19 protein-coding genes are annotated in these 15,412 nt (G+C 69.2%); 14 read left to right on the forward strand and 5 right to left on the reverse strand.

Annotated elements, in window-relative coordinates; translation table 11 throughout:
* The first annotated feature begins 74 nt into the window (after positions 1-74).
* From ABD333_RS16235 to ABD333_RS16255, 5 genes are all read left to right on the forward strand, one after another.
* The gene (locus ABD333_RS16235; RefSeq protein WP_344541738.1) at positions 75-806 is read left to right on the forward strand and encodes an AfsR/SARP family transcriptional regulator; all 732 of its coding nucleotides are present in this window, start codon (positions 75-77) and stop codon (positions 804-806) included.
* A gap of 178 nt (positions 807-984) precedes the next feature.
* Positions 985-1,494 carry an RNA polymerase sigma factor gene (locus tag ABD333_RS16240; RefSeq protein WP_344541740.1) on the forward strand — a complete coding sequence of 170 codons (510 nt, stop codon included), beginning with the start codon at positions 985-987 and terminating at the stop codon, positions 1,492-1,494.
* Complete coding sequence (locus ABD333_RS16245; RefSeq protein WP_344541742.1) at positions 1,491-2,726, forward strand: beta-propeller domain-containing protein; 1,236 nt, start codon at positions 1,491-1,493, stop codon at positions 2,724-2,726. The genes ABD333_RS16240 and ABD333_RS16245 overlap by 4 nt, the downstream gene beginning before the upstream one ends.
* A gap of 416 nt (positions 2,727-3,142) precedes the next feature.
* Positions 3,143-3,325, forward strand: a complete 183-nt coding sequence (locus ABD333_RS16250; RefSeq protein WP_344542643.1) for a sigma factor-like helix-turn-helix DNA-binding protein — start codon at positions 3,143-3,145, stop codon at positions 3,323-3,325.
* A complete protein-coding gene (locus ABD333_RS16255) occupies positions 3,322-4,440 on the forward strand; it encodes a hypothetical protein (RefSeq protein WP_344541744.1) in 1,119 nt (372 codons plus the stop codon). The genes ABD333_RS16250 and ABD333_RS16255 overlap by 4 nt, the downstream gene beginning before the upstream one ends.
* A gap of 280 nt (positions 4,441-4,720) precedes the next feature.
* On the opposite strand, the gene ABD333_RS16260 is transcribed toward ABD333_RS16255, so the two are convergent.
* Both ABD333_RS16260 and ABD333_RS16265 read right to left on the reverse strand, forming a co-directional pair.
* Positions 4,721-5,179, reverse strand: a complete 459-nt coding sequence (locus ABD333_RS16260) for a hypothetical protein (RefSeq protein WP_344541746.1) — start codon at positions 5,177-5,179, stop codon at positions 4,721-4,723.
* A gap of 134 nt (positions 5,180-5,313) precedes the next feature.
* On the reverse strand, positions 5,314-5,820 hold the full coding sequence (locus ABD333_RS16265; RefSeq protein WP_344541748.1) for a hypothetical protein: 507 nt from the start codon (positions 5,818-5,820) through the stop codon (positions 5,314-5,316).
* A 381-nt stretch (positions 5,821-6,201) separates the two neighbouring features.
* Between ABD333_RS16265 and ABD333_RS16270 the strand changes: the two genes are divergently transcribed.
* Positions 6,202-6,351 (forward strand): hypothetical protein, encoded by a 150-nt coding sequence (locus ABD333_RS16270; protein ID WP_344541750.1) that lies wholly within the window; start codon positions 6,202-6,204, stop codon positions 6,349-6,351.
* 1 nt (position 6,352) lies between these two features.
* On the opposite strand, the gene ABD333_RS16275 is transcribed toward ABD333_RS16270, so the two are convergent.
* The 3 genes from ABD333_RS16275 to ABD333_RS16285 are packed head-to-tail and all read right to left on the reverse strand — an operon-like array spanning position 6,353 to position 9,494.
* Complete coding sequence (locus ABD333_RS16275; RefSeq protein WP_344541752.1) at positions 6,353-7,027, reverse strand: response regulator; 675 nt, start codon at positions 7,025-7,027, stop codon at positions 6,353-6,355.
* The gene (locus ABD333_RS16280) at positions 7,024-8,973 is read right to left on the reverse strand and encodes a sensor histidine kinase (RefSeq protein ID WP_344541754.1); all 1,950 of its coding nucleotides are present in this window, start codon (positions 8,971-8,973) and stop codon (positions 7,024-7,026) included. Before ABD333_RS16280 ends, ABD333_RS16275 begins: the two co-directional genes overlap by 4 nt.
* Positions 8,974-9,023: 50 nt before the next feature.
* On the reverse strand, positions 9,024-9,494 hold the full coding sequence (locus ABD333_RS16285) for a hypothetical protein (protein ID WP_344541755.1): 471 nt from the start codon (positions 9,492-9,494) through the stop codon (positions 9,024-9,026).
* An 83-nt stretch (positions 9,495-9,577) separates the two neighbouring features.
* On the opposite strand from ABD333_RS16285, the gene ABD333_RS16290 reads away from it, so the two are divergent.
* The 8 genes from ABD333_RS16290 to ABD333_RS16325 all read left to right on the forward strand — a co-directional run bounded on the left by ABD333_RS16290 (position 9,578) and on the right by ABD333_RS16325 (position 15,411).
* The gene (locus tag ABD333_RS16290; protein ID WP_344541756.1) at positions 9,578-10,603 is read left to right on the forward strand and encodes a DUF2207 domain-containing protein; all 1,026 of its coding nucleotides are present in this window, start codon (positions 9,578-9,580) and stop codon (positions 10,601-10,603) included.
* 61 nt (positions 10,604-10,664) lie between these two features.
* Positions 10,665-11,822 carry a glycosyltransferase family 4 protein gene (locus ABD333_RS16295; RefSeq protein WP_344541757.1) on the forward strand — a complete coding sequence of 386 codons (1,158 nt, stop codon included), beginning with the start codon at positions 10,665-10,667 and terminating at the stop codon, positions 11,820-11,822.
* Positions 11,823-12,024: 202 nt separating this feature from the next.
* Positions 12,025-12,450 (forward strand): Cg1360 family ATP-synthase-associated protein, encoded by a 426-nt coding sequence (locus ABD333_RS16300; RefSeq protein ID WP_344541758.1) that lies wholly within the window; start codon positions 12,025-12,027, stop codon positions 12,448-12,450.
* 81 nt (positions 12,451-12,531) lie between these two features.
* A complete protein-coding gene (locus ABD333_RS16305; RefSeq protein WP_344541759.1) occupies positions 12,532-12,762 on the forward strand; it encodes an AtpZ/AtpI family protein in 231 nt (76 codons plus the stop codon).
* Between the two features lie 112 nt (positions 12,763-12,874).
* The gene (atpB, locus tag ABD333_RS16310; protein WP_344541760.1) at positions 12,875-13,672 is read left to right on the forward strand and encodes a F0F1 ATP synthase subunit A; all 798 of its coding nucleotides are present in this window, start codon (positions 12,875-12,877) and stop codon (positions 13,670-13,672) included.
* Positions 13,673-13,740: 68 nt separating this feature from the next.
* Positions 13,741-13,989, forward strand: a complete 249-nt coding sequence (atpE, locus tag ABD333_RS16315; RefSeq protein WP_344541762.1) for an ATP synthase F0 subunit C — start codon at positions 13,741-13,743, stop codon at positions 13,987-13,989.
* 40 nt (positions 13,990-14,029) lie between these two features.
* On the forward strand, positions 14,030-14,596 hold the full coding sequence (locus ABD333_RS16320; RefSeq protein WP_344541763.1) for a F0F1 ATP synthase subunit B: 567 nt from the start codon (positions 14,030-14,032) through the stop codon (positions 14,594-14,596).
* Complete coding sequence (locus ABD333_RS16325) at positions 14,593-15,411, forward strand: F0F1 ATP synthase subunit delta (RefSeq protein ID WP_344541764.1); 819 nt, start codon at positions 14,593-14,595, stop codon at positions 15,409-15,411. Before ABD333_RS16320 ends, ABD333_RS16325 begins: the two co-directional genes overlap by 4 nt.
* The last annotated feature ends 1 nt before the right edge of the window (position 15,412 follow it).

The following is a 15,412-nucleotide window of genomic DNA, read 5'->3' on the forward strand; positions in this document are numbered from 1 at the left end:
GCAGCAGATACGGGGCCTCGTGCATCTACTTTGCGTACGGGGTTCCAGAGGCCGGAGTGCTGCGGAGGAGAACGATGACGACGGGACGTCAGCGTGACGGGGGTTCACTGGAGCTCATGCCGTCCGTGCGGTGTCACCTCGACGGGCTCGAGGTGCCGCTGACGGACGGCATGCGTTCTCTGGTCATCACAGTGGCGCTGGAGGGGGACGGGCTGTCCCGCCGGGCGCTGCAGAACAGGATGTGGCCCGACCTGGAGAGCTGCGGCGCGGCCAAGCGGCTGCGTCAGCTGCTGTGGCGGGTGAAGCGCGAGACCGGTGACCGGCTGCTGACCGCGACGTCGGGTTGTGTACGGCTGGCCGAGACGGTGTCGGTCGACCTGCACTCGGCGGAACGCCGGGCCCGCGAGGCCGTCAACGGGGAGACGCCCGCCTACATCGATCCGGCCGAATGGTCCTTCCTCGGCGAGGAGCTCCTGTCGAGCTGGCCGGACGAGAACGTGTGGGAGGCGCAGGACCGGTGGAACCGCCTCCGGCTGCTCGCGCTGGAGCGGCTGGCGGAGCGGGCGCTGGAAGGAGGGGACGTCCCGAGCGCCATCGAGCTGGCGAGCATGGCGGTGAGCGTGGACGAGTTCAACGAAATTCCGTACCGGGTGATGGCCTCGGCCTACCTCGCCCGAGGGGATCTGGCGAGTTCGTGGCGCGTCTTCACCAAGTTCCAGCAGCTGCTGCGCCGTGAGATGGGCCTGGAGCCGAGCGCCGCGTTCCGCGCGTTGATCGAACACCGGGGTGTCGCGCGCAGTGCCTAGCCGACCGCTGTCCGGCACTCTTACCCCGGGTCAGTAGCCATGTGGGGATATGAGGCGACTTGGGGGCTGCCGCCCCCTATGATCCCCCCGTGGCCCGTGAGCTTGCCTGCCCTGCGACGTGTGCCCCACGGGGGCATGCGCGCGCCACCCGTACGTGCGTGTTGGTGGTGTGTCCGCGGTGACCTCAGGAGTGGTCGCGATCTCCGTTCTGACGGCCCTTTACCGGGAGCATCAGGTCGGGCTCATCCGCATGGCCGTGCTCCTCGTCGGTGACGAGGCGACGGCCGAGGATGTGGTTCAGGACGTCTTCCTGCGCATGCAGGACAAGGCGCCGAGGCTGGACGACGAGAAGAAGCTGCTGGCCTACGTCCGCGCCGCCGTGCTGAACGGCTGCCGGATGACGCTCCGTCGCCGCAAACGCATGTGGCAGCGGACGGAGCCGCATCAACCGCCGGTATGGTCCGCCGAGTCGGCGGCGATCCTCAGCGAGGACCGGCGCGAGGTGATGAGGGCGCTGACCCGCCTTCCCCGCAGGCAACGCGAGGCCCTCGTCCTTCGTTTCTACCTTGAGCTCTCCGACGACGAGGTCGCCCAGGCGATGGGCATCCGGCCGGGGACCGTGCGCTCGACCATGACCCGGGCGCTCGCCGCGCTGGCCCGCGAGATGGGAGAGGAGGTGCGGGCGTGAACATCGAGGACAGGCTCCGCGACGCCCTGCGGGCCACCGCGAACACCGTGGACGACCAGACGCACCGCCCTCTGCCCGAACGCAGACCGCGGCCGTCGCTGCTGAGGCGCCGCCTCGTGCCCCTGGGCGCGGTCGTGGCCGTCCTGCTCCTGCTCGTGGGCTTCGTGGCCGCACAGCGCCTCTGGGACGACGAACCCGCCCCCCATCTTCAGCGCACGCCGGTCATGCCGAAGTTCATCTTCTCGTCCACCCTCGAAGCCGGTCGCACGCCCAGCGATCCCGGAACGTACCGGCTGGAAGTCCGGGAATCGGCGACGGGGCGCCTCCTCGACCGGCACCAGGCGCCCAAGGGCATCACGTTCCATGACGTGGCGGCTCTCAGTGACAACCGCACGTTCTACGTCACGTCGGAACTGAGCTCACAGAAGCCGTGCCGAACCACGATCCAGCGGGTCCGGGTCAGCGACGCCGGAAAGATCATCGCCTTGGAGCCGGTCGCCGCGCCCCTCGCCGGCACCGCGGTTCGCACCGCGGGACGACTCGCCGTCACGCCGAACGGCACGAAACTGGCCTACGCCCTTGAGGCCTGCGGGGAATTCGAACGCGCCGGGCCGTCGGCGGAGAGAACACGGATCGCGGTCATCGACCTCGTGGGAAACACACGCCGGGAATGGCGCGACTCGGGGCGGGGAGACGGCGCCAATCATCTTTCCTGGACCGCCGACGGCGAACGGCTGTTCTTCGTGCGCCGGGTGCAGCCGAAGCGACCCGGGACGGAGGAATGGGAGGCCGAGGAACTCCGCGTGATCGATGCCTCCGTGCCGGGAGAAGCCGAGCTCGCGGCCAACAGTTCGGTCATCCAGACGCTCAAGGCCCCCCAGGTCTACGAGGCCGCCCTGGCGAGCCCGGACGGCCGTTCCGTGATCACCTCGTCGGCGGAAGTGCAGCTGGGAGTCGGGTCGTCGCAGGACTTCGAAGCCCAGGGCGACGGGTCCGATTCCGCCCAGTCCTCCTCCAACGAACCCGTGGAACTGCTTGAACTCTCGGTTCAGGACGGCCGCACACTGCGTCAGATCCGGCTGGCCGGCACTCCGCGAGTGGACGTCAACTCGTACAAGAACGACGCGTCGGGTCTGTACCTGCTGACCAGTGGCGGCATCGTCGATCTGCACAAGGGAGGTCCGGCACGTCCGCTGAAGGGCTTCGACAGCGTCATCGACTTCGACTGGTGACATTCCGGGGGGCTCGCTCGCGACGCGTGGTCGGAATCCCGCCGCTAATAGACATGTAATGACATGGGGCGACTTCCGGCCCGGTGCCCCCTACGATCCTCTGCGTGGTCCTTGCCCTTGTCCGCTTTCCGGCGCGCCCGCGACAGCGGCGTGCGCCCGCGTGTCGGTAGTGGGCCTGCGGTGATCTCTGGGCCTGCTGCCTCCGCCCTGACCTCCCTCTACCGCGAGCATCAGGTCGGGCTTGTTCGTCTGGCCGTGCTGCTCGTCGGTGATGAGGCGACCGCAGCGCGGTCTTGAACGGCTGCCGGATGACGTTGCGGCGCCGTAGGCGTCTGTGGCAGAGGACCGAACCGCATCAGCCGCCGGTTTGGTCGGCTGAGTCGGAGGCACTTCTCGGTGAGGACCGGCGAGAGGTGATGCGGGCGCTGGCGCGCCTTCCGGGTCGGCAACGTGAGGCGCTCGTCCTTCGGTTCTATCTTGAGCTGTCCGATGACGAGGTCTGTCAGGTGATGGGGATCCGGCCGGGGACCGTGCGGTCGACCATGGCCCGGGCGCTCGCCGCGCTGGCCCGCGAACTGGGAGGGGAGGTGCGGGCATGAGGATCGAGGACAGGCTCCGCGACGCGCTGCGGGCCACCGCCGACACGATCGACGACGACCGGTACCGGCCCCTGCCCGAGCGACCGCGGCGGCCTTCGTTGCGGGCACGGCTCGCTCCCGTGCTCGCTCCGCTCGCGGTCGTGATCCTGCTCGTGGGCTTCCTCGCCGCGCGGCAGTGGTCTGAACCGGACGAACCCGAACGGCCCCAGCACCCTCCGGCCGCGATGCCCAAGTTCTTTGCGGCGCTGAAGGAGGGGACCGGGGACACACGTTCCCGCCTGCACGTCAGGGAGTCTGGGACCGGCCGTGTGCTCGACACCTTCCGGGCGCCTTGGGGGATCACACTCCAGGCCGTCACGACCACCGCCGGCGGTCAGACGTTCCTGGCCACCTCCAGGCCGGTGTCCGGCAAACCCTGCGCTTCCTCGATCCATCGTGTGCGGGTGAACGGCGAAGGCAAGATCATCCAGAACGAGTTCCTGAACGCCGGGAACATCCGGGGCGGGACGAACGAGTCGGGTTCGATCGCGGTGACGCCGGACGGCCGCCACCTGGCCTATGCCGCCGGAACCTGTGACGGCGGCGACAACACCGAGCTCGGCATCATCGACCTGGAAACCGGAAGGCAGCGAGTCTGGAAAGAGACCGGTGACGCGTCACTCGGAAATCTCTCCTGGTCCCGCGACGGCGAGCGTCTCTTCTTCGTCCGGCATCTGGCGGAGTCCGGTGAGGCACGGATGATGGACGTCTCGAATGCCCAGGAGGGCACGGTCGGTGACCGGAGCGAACCGCTGTGGAGATCTGACCGGGATCAGTCCGTCAGAGGTGTCGTGCCCGACGCGACCGGCGGCAAGGTCGTGGTCGCCACGTTCCAGGGGGCGAGCAGGGACGGCAAGCAGCGTCAGGGCAGCGAGGTCCTCGAAATCGCCGTCGATACGCGGCGGGTCGTGGGCAGGGTGTTGTCACGGCGCGACCTCCCGCACCGTTTCGACATCTTCCAGCCGGACGTCACGGGACGCTACATCCTGACGTCGGAAGGGATCATCGACCTGCATTTCCCCACAGTCGTGAGAGAGTCCGGGAAAACGCATGGCGTCGATGCCGATTGGGGATAGGAACGGCAGCGTCCGGGAGACCCGCGAACGGCTCGAGTCCCGGAGAGATGACCGAACGCGCTGGTCGCCGCGAGCCTTCACGGCGGTCGGGGTGACGGCGGCCCTGATCCTTCTCGCCGAGGCGGTGTGGAGCCGGCCGCCCTGGATTTCTGTCAGCGCGATTCCTCGGGACGGTATTTGATCACCAGTGCGGGTATCGTCGATCTGGAAAAACCGCAGTCGGTGCGGAGGGTCGGCGGGCTGGCGCGTGTCAGCGAAGCCGCTTGGGGTTAGGCGTACGCTAGTAGATCTTCTGCCATTTCCCGCACTTCTTCGTCTCGCGCTTGTTCGGCCTGACTCCGCACTCGCGCACATAGAGATGGCTGAGGTGGTCCGACGTGAAGAAAAGGCCGTACTTCTTGTTCTCCTTGTAGTCGAAGTCGGCGGGCTTTCCCTTCAGGGAAAAGAAATAGACCAGGCTGCGGCGCGCTTTTCCAGATCTGGTGGCCTCGAACTGGACACCGGCGGCCCAGCCGTTCTTCTTCCTATCGCGGAGCCACCCGTCCACGCGGACGCGCTTACGGCCCTTCTTGTCCTTGTAGAAGGCGTAGGTGCCGCCTGACTCGATGTTCGTGAAGCTGCCTTTTGTCGTCCACCTTCGTGCGGCGGCATTGGCCTCGCTCGTGACGGCGCTGATCGTGGTGACGGAGAGCGCGGTGAGCGATGCGACGGTCACGGCAGCGAGGCGGCGGCGGCTCATGGCGTGCCCTTCGGTGCGGGGCCCTGGCGGAACGACCCGAACCTAGCATCGAGATGACAAGGGCCCGACCCCCTTAGGAGTCAGGCCCTTGTGTTGCTCACGTTCAAGACGAGACAGGCGTTACGGCCCCGGCTTTAGTAGAGCTGGCGGCCCTTGCCGAAGGACCACTTGCCGTTGCTCTTCTTGCGGCGGCACTCCTGGACCCAGGCGTGGTGGGTGTAGGGCGCGCTCGTCCGGATGGTGATCGTGCCCTTGCCATCGAAGGCGTAGCGCTTGCCGCGCGGCGTGATGCCGATGATGTGGTGGCGGGAGAAGTACTTGTACGTCCTCCGGCCCACGGTCTCGGTGAACAGGAACCGGACGCAGGCCGTATAGCCGTCCGCCCTGGTGTCCTGCAGCTTGCCGACCACGGTGACGCGGCTCTTGTTGCGGGAGTAGGTGCCCCACGCGTTGACGTTGCGGTACGAGTTCCTCGGCTGCCACCTGCGGGCGGCGGCGGAGGCCGTGGGGGCGGCGGCCGTCGAGGCGGCGCCGGCGGAGTCCGTCAGGACGACGTCGGCCGCCTGGGCGGGGGAGCTGACGGCGGCCATGCCGGCCATCAGGGTTCCGGCGGACAGAGCAACGGCTGCGAAACGCCGCATGAATCCCTCCATGCACTGAAATCTCGGAGATAAAGCCAGGTCAACGTAGCAGCCTTCACAAGATCATTCTTATGCTCGGCTTAGGTGTTGACCAGGGGTGGCCGGATGTGCGAACAAAGATCCCGCTATGGGCGTCCAACTGTCTTGGGTGGCGCCTGAGACCCGTGCGCCCAGAGGGAAAACGCCTGCTGGGGCCGCCTCCACCGCCGCAAAAACGGACAGACGGGGATGAAGAACCTCATTCTCTGGGCGTGCCAGAAAATGACGTGAAGTTGATCACATGTCCACCTTGGGGTTGATCCTGGGGGGCGACGAAGGGTTGACACGGTTCCGTCCCCTGGCATGACGCGCGGACCATGGGCGCCGGGGTTGGCTTGGTACATGGCCGAGAACGAGACAGAGACGAGCACCGGGGAGCCGGAGGAGGGCGGCTGGCTGGCGTGGTTCCGCGGGGCGTACGAAGCGTTCATCACGGTCGCGGTGGGACTGGTGTTCTTCGTGGCGTTCGCCTACGCCAAGGGCATGCTCTGACTTAGGAACGGGTCTGGCCGGGACGGACGAGGCCCGCGTCATAGGCGAAGATCGTTGCCTGGACACGGTCGCGGAGATCCAGCTTGGTGAGGATCGCGTTCACGTGCGTCTTCACCGTGGCGGTGCCGATGCCGAGCGCGGCGCCGACCTCGGGGTTGCTCAGGCCCTGCGCCACGTGCACGAGAACGTCGCGTTCGCGCAGGGTGAGGAGCTGCAGCCGGTCGTCGCCCGGAGAGGGCGGGGAGACCGTCCCGCTGACGAACGCGTCGATCAGGCGGCGGGTGACGGCGGGGGCGAGCATGGCCTCGCCCTCCGCGACGGTCCGGATGGCGTCGACGAGCTCCTGCGGATCGCAGTCCTTGAGCAGGAAGCCGGACGCGCCCGCGCGGAGCGCACCGAAGACGTACTCGTCCCGATGGAACGTGGTGAGCACCAGGATGCGGGCCGCCGTTCCCGCGCCGCCGGTGAGCTCCCGGGTCGCGGTCAGGCCGTCCATGCCGGGCATGCGGATGTCCATGAGCACGACGTCGGGCCGCGACTCCCGGACGGCGCGCAGGGCCTCCGCGCCGTCCCCGGCCTGCCCGACCACCTCCAGGTCCGGCTCGCCGTCGATGATCGCGGTGAAGCCCGCGCGGACGACATGCTGGTCGTCCACCACCAGCACCCGGATGGTCATGTCTGCTCCTCCATCGCGTCCAGCAGCTCGCGCATGTCGACCAGCGCGGCCCGTGCCTGTTCGGTGACGACGTCCAGGGCCGCCCGGGCGTCGGAGGCGGTGCCGCCGAGCCCCGCCTCGGCCGCGCGGACGAGCCGGGAGGTGTGGTCGAAGACCGTCCCGCGGAGTCCCATCGCGATGCGGTGCCGTTCCGCGAGGACGGCCTCGCCCGTACGGGCGGCCATGGTCTCCAGGGCGTTGATCTCCCAGTTCCTGCTGCGGGCGGCGACGGCCTTGCCCCACGCCCAGAACGGCAGGAACGCCAGCGCCGAGAACATGCCGCCCGCGACCAGCCCGAAGACGAGCGCGAAGACGGCCGCGCCGGGCTCGTTCGGCTCCGGATCCAGCGCCAGCGCGACCCCGATCGCCATCGCCCACGGGATGGGCGCGACGAGCACGGCGGGCCAGGTCGGTCTGCCCTTGCGGGCGTAGCAGGCCACGGAGTAGACCGCGATCAGCTCCGCCGGGAACCCGACCGCGAGCACGCCCAGGAGCGGCTCGGACAGCCGTGCGCCGGCCACCGCCCAGATCGAGTCGACCACGGCCAGGGCGATGAGCGTGCCGTACGGTTTGCGCCGGCGCCACCACAGCGGGAGCGCGCGGCCGAACAACGCCACCGTGAGGAGCATCATCGCGCCGGTCGACCAGCCTTCCACGATCGACTCTTCCTTGAGCGCGAACGCCATGACGGCCGGCGTCGCCACGCAGAACGCGATGGCGGCGGCGTCGAGGACCTCAGGCCAGTCCAAGCCTTGCCGCTGCCCTGCCGGGTTGGTGGGAAGCACCGCCGCGACGGCCCAGCCGCCCGCCGGGGTAGGGCCCGCGTCGAGGGTGCCGCCGAGCCCCTCCGCCCGTTCCCGCATGCCGGCGATCCCGCGGTTGGTGCCGAGGACGGGCACGGCGCCGTCGTCGCCGGGAGGATCGTTGGAGACCGTCACCTCCAGGGCCGTCGAGGTGTAGCGGGCCTCGACCCGTACCGGCGCGCCCGACGCGTACCGCATCGCGTTGGTCAGGGACTCCTGGACGATGCGGTACGCGGCGGTGGTGACCTCGGGAGACAGCTTCCGCGGCCGGCCCTCGACCGTCAGCGAGACCGGGATGCCCAGCCGGGTGAGGCCGTGGCACAGCGGCGGGAGCAGCGACTTCAGCTCGCCGTCTCCGGCCCGCGGGCCCACGACGTCCACGAGCCTGCTCAGCGACGTGAGGACGTCGCGCCCGGTCTCCGCGGCGACCGTCAGCGCCCCGGTGGTCAGCTCCGGGTCGTCGATGCGCGCGGCGGCGCCGCTGTGGACCACCACGGCGCTGAGATGGTGCCCGGCGACGTCGTGCAGGTCGCGGGCGAGCCGCTCCCGTTCGGCCTCCGCCGCCGCCCGGCGTTCCTGCTCGGCCTCGGCCAGCCGGGCCGTCAGCTCCAGCCGCCGTGCCTTGCGCTGGCGCCGGATCTGCCCCAGCGCGGTGATCGTCACATACAAGATCACGTTCGCGAGCACGTCCGACCACAGGCCCGTCCCGCCGGTCGAATAGGGCACCGACAACAGGCTGACGACGGCGCAGGCGGCGACGCCGCCGATCATCGCGGCCCGGGGGCCCCGGTGCACGGCCAGCGAGTAGAGGGCGATCGCGTCGGTCACCCCGTCGACCACCGTGTCGTCGGTGTCGAGCAGCAGCTGGCCGATGCCGCCGATCAGCAGCACCGCCGCCAGCACCTGGACGGGCGCCGCACGCCGCCAGATCAGCGCGACGCACGAGCAGGCGACGGCGATGTCGAACACCATCCACTGCCACTTGTCGAGCGGCTCCTCAAGCGCGATCAGGTAGGTGAGGCCGAGCTGGAAGGCGGCGGCGATCGCGGGCACGGCGAAGTCGGCGATGCTCGGCCACCGCTGGACCCCCCCGTCGCTGCTCACGGGAACGACCTTATGGGGCCATTACCGGTCTTTCAGCCCTCTTTCAGGTCTCAGTCAGGCAGACAGGGGGTCACGCCGTCCAAGGTCATCCTGGGCTGCGCGCCTCCCTCCAGCCGGACCTTGAACGTGACGGCGGGCCGGGCGCGGGTCATGGTGAACGAGCGATGCCTGCCCTTGCCGCGGGGCGGTTCGGCCAGCCGGTAGTCACGGTCGCTGATCACGCCGACCATGACTCCGGTGGCCTGGTCGACGAGCACGACGGGCGACGGGCCGGGGCGGAGGGGGAGTTCGGCGCGCAGCGTGCGCAGCGACCGGCCGCTCGCGCACGGCGCCGTGCGGTCGGTGACCGTGCGGGACCGGGCGCCCTGGCCGCCGAGCCGTTCGGCGCCGTCCCGCAGGATGTGGACGGCGTCGGCTTCGAGGCGGTCGGACGACTCCCAGAGCGCGGGCTCCCAGGTACAACCAGTGATCAGCGCGGCCCCGACGATTCCCCCGAGGAGTCCGCGCCCGACAGTGGACACGGCGCGTAGCTTAGACGCAGAGTGCCGTTCTACTCCGTAGGGTAATCATTTCATTACGTAGAGCGCGCGGCGACGGTGGGGACATGCCTGAGGTGCGTGGCTGGTTCCGGGGCCCGGTGATCACTGCGGGGATGCTGCTGGTGACCACCGTGTTCGCGCTGCCCGTGCTCGCCTCGCCCGCGCGTGCGGACCCGCCGCCGGTGGCCGAGAGCATCCCGACGTACGACGTGGTGCTCACGATCCGTTCCGACGGGCTCCTGCACGTCCGGGAGACGATCACTTACGACTTCGACCAGGGCGGTGAGCACGGGATCGTGCGGCGCGTCTCGTACCGCAGGGAGAACCGGCTGTACGACATCCGCGACGTGCGCGCCAGCTCCTCCACCGGCGCGCCCGCCCGGGCCGAGACCGCCAAGCTGCTGCACGACGTGCGCATCGACGTCGGCGACGACCGGCGCCGGGTGCACGGCCGGCAGGCGTACGTGATCGAGTACGACGTGGCCTGGGCGTTCACCCCGTACGACGATCATGACGAGCTGGAGTGGGACGCGCTCGGCGGCGACTGGGACGTGCCGATCGGCGAGGCGGCGGTACGGGTGGAGGCGTCGGTACCGCTCAGGCACGTCACGTGCCGGGCCGGGACGGCCGCCGCCTCCACCCGGTGCCTGCGCGACCGCGACGGCCCGTACGCGGTCGACTTCACGCAGAGCGGGCTGCGGTCGCGCGAGACCATGACGGTCCGGGTCAGCCTGCCCAAGGGCGCGATCGAGGTGCCGCCGCCGCGCTATGCCCGCCCGCACTGGCAGGGTTCGTGGGCGGGCACCGCCGCGCTCGCCCTGGCGCTCGGCGCGGTCGTCCTGCTGGCCCGCCGTCCGGCGCGGCGCCCGTACGCGGCGGAGATGCTGATCGCGGTGGGCACGGCGCTGATCGCGGCGGATGTCGCCGACGACGTCGCGGCCCGCGGATTCTGGGCGTTCTCGCTGGGTGACGGGTGTCTGGCGGGGCTGGCCATGGTGATCATCGGTGTCGCCGCACTCGTTTCGGGCACGGGAACACGCAGCGGTGACCGGATTGGGAGATTAGAGTTGGTCGGAACGCCGTCAGGATGAACGAATCATCCCCGGCGGGCTTCTGATTCAGTGGCGGCGACGGTGAGGGGAGGCACGGGGCGTGCGCGAGTACCTGCTCACCATCCTCGTCGCCGCCCTCGTCACCTATCTGCTGACCCCCGCCGTCCGCAGCTTCGCGGTGTGGTTCGGCGCGCAGGCCGCGCCCCGCGACCGTGACGTCCACGTCATCCCGACGCCCCGGCTGGGCGGGCTGGCGATGTTCGGGGGGCTCGCGGCGGCGCTCGTGCTCGCCCACGGGCTGCCGGTCATGGGCAAGGTCCTCGCCAACGCCGACATCGGCACCGGCAAGGCCCTGCTGCTGTCGGGCGGGCTGATCGTGCTGGTCGGCATCGCCGACGACCGCTGGGGCGTGGACGCGCTGACCAAGTTCGCGGGTCAGGTCGCGGCGGCCGGCATCTTCGTCATGCAGGGCATCCAGCTCTACCAGCTGCCCCTGCCGTCCGGCGAGGCGATGTCGCTGCCCCCGGCCTACGGCGTGCCGCTCACCGTCTTCGTCGTTGTCGCCACGATCAACGCGGTCAACTTCATCGACGGCCTGGACGGGCTCGCGGCGGGCGTGGTGGGGATCGCCGCGCTGGCGCTGTTCTCCTACGCCTACCTGCTCTCGTTCGCCAACGGGCTGACCACGCTGACCGGGTCGACGCTGACCGCGGCGGTGCTGGCCGGCATCTGCGCGGGCTTCCTGCCGCACAACTTCAACCCGGCGCGGATCTTCATGGGCGACACCGGCTCGATGCTGATCGGCCTGCTGCTGAGCGCCTCGACGATCATGCTGACCGGAACGTTCGACCCCGCCGTCATCGGCGCCTACGCCCAGATGCCGTTCTGGGTGCCCATCCTGCTGGTGCCCGCGGTCGCGGCCGTGCCGTTCATCGACATGCTGCTCGCCGTCTGGCGCCGGACGAACCAGGGACGCTCCCCGTTCGCCCCCGACAAACAGCACCTCCACCACCGGCTGCTGGAGCTCGGCCACTCCCACCGGCGCGCCGTCCTGATCATGTACTTCTGGGTGGCACTGATCGCGTCGTGCCTGGTGGGCCTCTCCACGACCAACTCGGTGGTGCTCGTGTCGTCGGTCACCATCGTGGTCGCGATCGCGGGAGTCGCGGTCATGGTCGGCATGCCCCGGATGCGCCGCCGCAACCCCCGCCACGCCAGCGGCCCGGCCCCGGCCCCCCGCCCCCGCCAACCCGTCTAGCCGGGACGAGAACGGACACCTCGCCGCTGACCAGGGGTTTCCGCAGAAGCGTGTAACGACCTGGGCTACAGTCCGTGTGGGGTGCGTTACAACCGTGTGAACGTCGATGCGTTACCTCTAGGGTAATTGCGGACGTTCTGGACGCTTGTGATACCTTTCACGAACAAGAGACGAACACTGAAAGTGACCAGCCGGAGCCCACATGCAGCCTTCCGACGCCCGGATTCTCCGCGGCGCCGCGATCCCGTCCGTCCTCGGGGGAGCCGCCGCCATCGTGGCCGGCCTCCTGCTCGGCGGAGCCAAGGGGGCGCTGGGTGCCGCAATCGCCACCGTCGTGGTGATCGCATTCTTCAGCATCAGTGTGGTGGCCGTCAGCTACGCGTCCAAGATCTCCCCGCAGATGATGTTCGCCGCCGCCGTCTTCAGCTACATCACCAAGATCTTCGTGATGTTCGCGCTCGTCGCGGTCTTCAAGGACGCGACCGCGTGGAACCCCCAGGCCTTCGCCTGGTCGGTCATCGCTCTCACGCTCGTGTGGATCGGCGCCGAGATGCGCGCCTCCATGAAGATCAAGGCCATCGACCTCGACACCCCGGCCCCCGGCAGCGTGGCGGACCGGAGCCCGTGATGACCGCGCGGGTGGCGATGGCGCTAATGGACTACGCCAATATGACCACCAGGGGGGTGGCCTGCTATGGTCCGTCCTGCGATGAGCGAGGAGGGGCATCGGCCCGATCCGGGGTCCGACGATTCGGACCACCGCAGCTTCGCCAACGCCGCCTGGTCCATCCCGAGCTACATCCTGAGCGGGATGGCCATCTACGGCGGCCTTGGCTGGCTCCTGGATCGCTGGCTGGGTCTCTCGGCGCTGTTCCCCATCGGAATCTTGGTGGGCCTCGGTCTCGCGCTCTACCTGGTCTACCACCGCTACGGACGCTGACGGCGCCGCCGGCGGAGAAGGCCAACACCGTCTTTGGACTGAACGCGTGCCCCTCGGGCACGCACAAGCAAGCACTGACTGAACCGTTGGTCACTGACGAAGGGACTGCCGCGTGAGCGCGCACCTCCTCGCCTCCGGAGGCGGAGCTGAGTTCGAGGCCCCCGGTATCGACATTTTCGACTGGCCCCCTCTCTGGTCCGGTGCACCCTTCTGGCTGACCAAGGCCACGCTGATCGTCGCGCTCTCCGCGATCATCGTCATCGCCTTCTCCTGGGCGGCGTTCCGCAATCCCAAGCTCGTGCCGCGGGGTGTCCAGAACGTCGGTGAGGTCACCTACCTGTTCGTGCGCGACCAGGTAGCCCGGCCGACAATCGGCAAGGAGGGCGACGCGTGGATGCCCTTCCTGTTCTCCACGTTCCTGTTCATCCTGGTGATGAACTGGATGGGCGTCATTCCGGTTCTGCAGTTCCCGGTCAACTCGCACATCGCGTTCCCGATCGTGCTCGCGCTCGTGGTCTACGTGGCCATGATCTTCCTGAGCATCAAGCACCAGGGGTTCGTGGGCTACTTCAAGAACATGATGTTCCCGCCGGGGCTGCCCAAGCCGCTCTACCTGATCCTGTCGCCGATCGAGCTGCTGTCGAACATCATCCTGCGGCCCTTCACCCACGCGGTCCGGCTCTTCGCGAACATGTTCGCGGGCCACCTGCTCATCGCCTTCTTCGCCAGCGTCGCCTACTGGTTCCTCGCCGAGAAGCTCACCGTCCTGGGGGCGGGTGTCGGCCTTGTCGGCTTCCTCATGACCATCGTCATGACGGCCTTTGAGATCTTCGTGCAGGCGCTGCAGGCGTTCATCTTCACCCTGCTGGCCGCCTCCTACATCGGCGGCGCCCTGCACCCTGACCACTGACCTACACCCGCAACCGCAAGCTCCGGTGGGGCAGCACCCACCGGTCCGAGTGAAAAGGAATAGAGCTCATGCTCGCTGAAGCCGTCACCGTTCTCGCCGACGAGAAGTTCGTCTCCGGCAGCCTCGGGTCCGTCGCGTACGGTCTGGCCGCCATCGGCCCGGGCATCGGCGTGGGCATCATCTTCGGCCAGGGCGTGCAGGCCATCGCCCGCCAGCCCGAGATGTACAACACGATCCGCCAGAACATGCTCCTGGGCTTCGCGCTCACCGAGGCGCTGGCCCTCATCGGTTTCGTCGTGCCCTTCGTGCACCCGTAACCCTGACCTTCCCTAGAACAGATAGGAAGGCGGAATCCTCATGACGTTCCTGGCTTCGAACGAGACCATCCTCGCGGCCGCCAAGAACAACCCGCTGATCCCGCACAACTACGAGTTGATCTTCGGCTCGATCTCGTTCGCGATCGTGCTGATCCTGGTCGGCTGGAAGCTCGTCCCGCAGATCCGGCAGACCCTCGAAGAGCGCACCAACGCGATCGAGGGCGGGCTCAAGCGCGCCGAGGAGGCGCAGGCGGACGCTCAGGCGACGCTTGACGACTACAGGGCCAAGCTGGCCGAGGCGCGGCACGAGGCGTCCCGGCTGCGCGAGGAGGCCCGCGAGCAGGGCGCGCAGATCGTCGCGGAGATGCGCGAGCAGGCGCAGGCCGAGGCGCGGCGCATCGTCGAGGCGGCGCAGTCGCAGATCGAGGCCGAGCGGCAGCAGGCGTTGCAGCAGCTCCGGACCGAGGTCGGCACGCTGTCGGTCGAGCTGGCCGGCCGCGTCGTCGGCGAGTCCCTGGAGGACTCCGCCCGGCAGAGCCGCGTGGTCGACCGGTTCCTCGAAGAGCTTGAGGGCCGGGCTCGTACGCAGGAGCAGATCACCTCATGACCATCACGGGAGCGGTGAGCAGGGCGTCGCTGGCGGAGGCCAGGGAGCGGCTGGAGACGGTCATCTCCTCCGCCGACCTGTCCGTCCTCGGCGGCGACCTGTTCGCGGTGCTGAACCTGATCGACCGCGAGCACGGGCTGCGGCGGGCGGTCTCCGACCCGGCGCGGGACGGCGCCGACAAGGCGGCCCTCGTGCAGAGGCTGCTTGAGGGCAAGGTCTCGCCGGCCGCTCTCGGGCTGGTCGCCGATGTCGTGCGGCTGCGGTGGTCGAAGCCGTCGGAGCTGTCCGACGCGATCGAGACCCTGGCGGTGCACGCCGAGTCCGCCCGGGCCGAGGCCGACGGGCGCCTGGACGACCTGGAGGACGAGCTGTTCCGGTTCTCCCGCGTCGTCGAGGGCGAGCCGCGGCTGCGCGGCGCGCTCTCCGGCCCCGGACTGCCGGACGACCGCAAGGAGGGGCTGGTGACCACGCTCCTGGAGGGCAAGGTCACCCCGTCCGCGCTGACGCTGATCTCCGAGCTGGTGCTGCGCCCGCGAGGACGTAGCCTGGAAGGCGGGCTCGCCGAGTACGGCAAGATCGTCGCCCAGCGCCGGGAGCGCCTGGTGGCGCTGGTGCGCACGCCGGTGGAGCTGTCGGAGGCGCAGCGGACGAGGCTCGCGGCGGTCCTGGCCACCGCGTACGGCCACGAAGTACACGTGAACATCCAAATCGATCCCGCGGCGATCGGCGGCCTGTCGATCCAGATCGGGGACGAGATCATCGACGGCACGATCGCCGGACGGCTGGATGATGTCCGCCGGCGGCTCGCTAGCTGAG

Source organism: Actinomadura fulvescens, assembly GCF_039533225.1.
GTDB lineage: Bacteria > Actinomycetota > Actinomycetes > Streptosporangiales > Streptosporangiaceae > Spirillospora > Spirillospora fulvescens.

Bases quoted from the DNA above. Each gene is read 5' to 3' on its own strand.
- ABD333_RS16320 (WP_344541763.1), top strand. From the start codon at position 14,030: ATGACGTTCCTGGCTTCGAACGAGACCATCCTCGCGGCCGCCAAGAAC.
- ABD333_RS16250 (WP_344542643.1), top strand. From the start codon at position 3,143: ATGCGGGCGCTGGCGCGCCTTCCGGGTCGGCAACGTGAGGCGCTCGTC.
- ABD333_RS16265 (WP_344541748.1), bottom strand. From the start codon at position 5,820: ATGCGGCGTTTCGCAGCCGTTGCTCTGTCCGCCGGAACCCTGATGGCC.
- ABD333_RS16235 (WP_344541738.1), top strand. From the start codon at position 75: ATGACGACGGGACGTCAGCGTGACGGGGGTTCACTGGAGCTCATGCCG.
- ABD333_RS16270 (WP_344541750.1), top strand. From the start codon at position 6,202: ATGGCCGAGAACGAGACAGAGACGAGCACCGGGGAGCCGGAGGAGGGC.
- ABD333_RS16275 (WP_344541752.1), bottom strand. From the start codon at position 7,027: ATGACCATCCGGGTGCTGGTGGTGGACGACCAGCATGTCGTCCGCGCG.
- ABD333_RS16260 (WP_344541746.1), bottom strand. From the start codon at position 5,179: ATGAGCCGCCGCCGCCTCGCTGCCGTGACCGTCGCATCGCTCACCGCG.
- ABD333_RS16325 (WP_344541764.1), top strand. From the start codon at position 14,593: ATGACCATCACGGGAGCGGTGAGCAGGGCGTCGCTGGCGGAGGCCAGG.
- ABD333_RS16290 (WP_344541756.1), top strand. From the start codon at position 9,578: ATGCCTGAGGTGCGTGGCTGGTTCCGGGGCCCGGTGATCACTGCGGGG.
- ABD333_RS16255 (WP_344541744.1), top strand. From the start codon at position 3,322: ATGAGGATCGAGGACAGGCTCCGCGACGCGCTGCGGGCCACCGCCGAC.
- atpE (WP_344541762.1), top strand. From the start codon at position 13,741: ATGCTCGCTGAAGCCGTCACCGTTCTCGCCGACGAGAAGTTCGTCTCC.
- ABD333_RS16300 (WP_344541758.1), top strand. From the start codon at position 12,025: ATGCAGCCTTCCGACGCCCGGATTCTCCGCGGCGCCGCGATCCCGTCC.
- ABD333_RS16305 (WP_344541759.1), top strand. From the start codon at position 12,532: ATGAGCGAGGAGGGGCATCGGCCCGATCCGGGGTCCGACGATTCGGAC.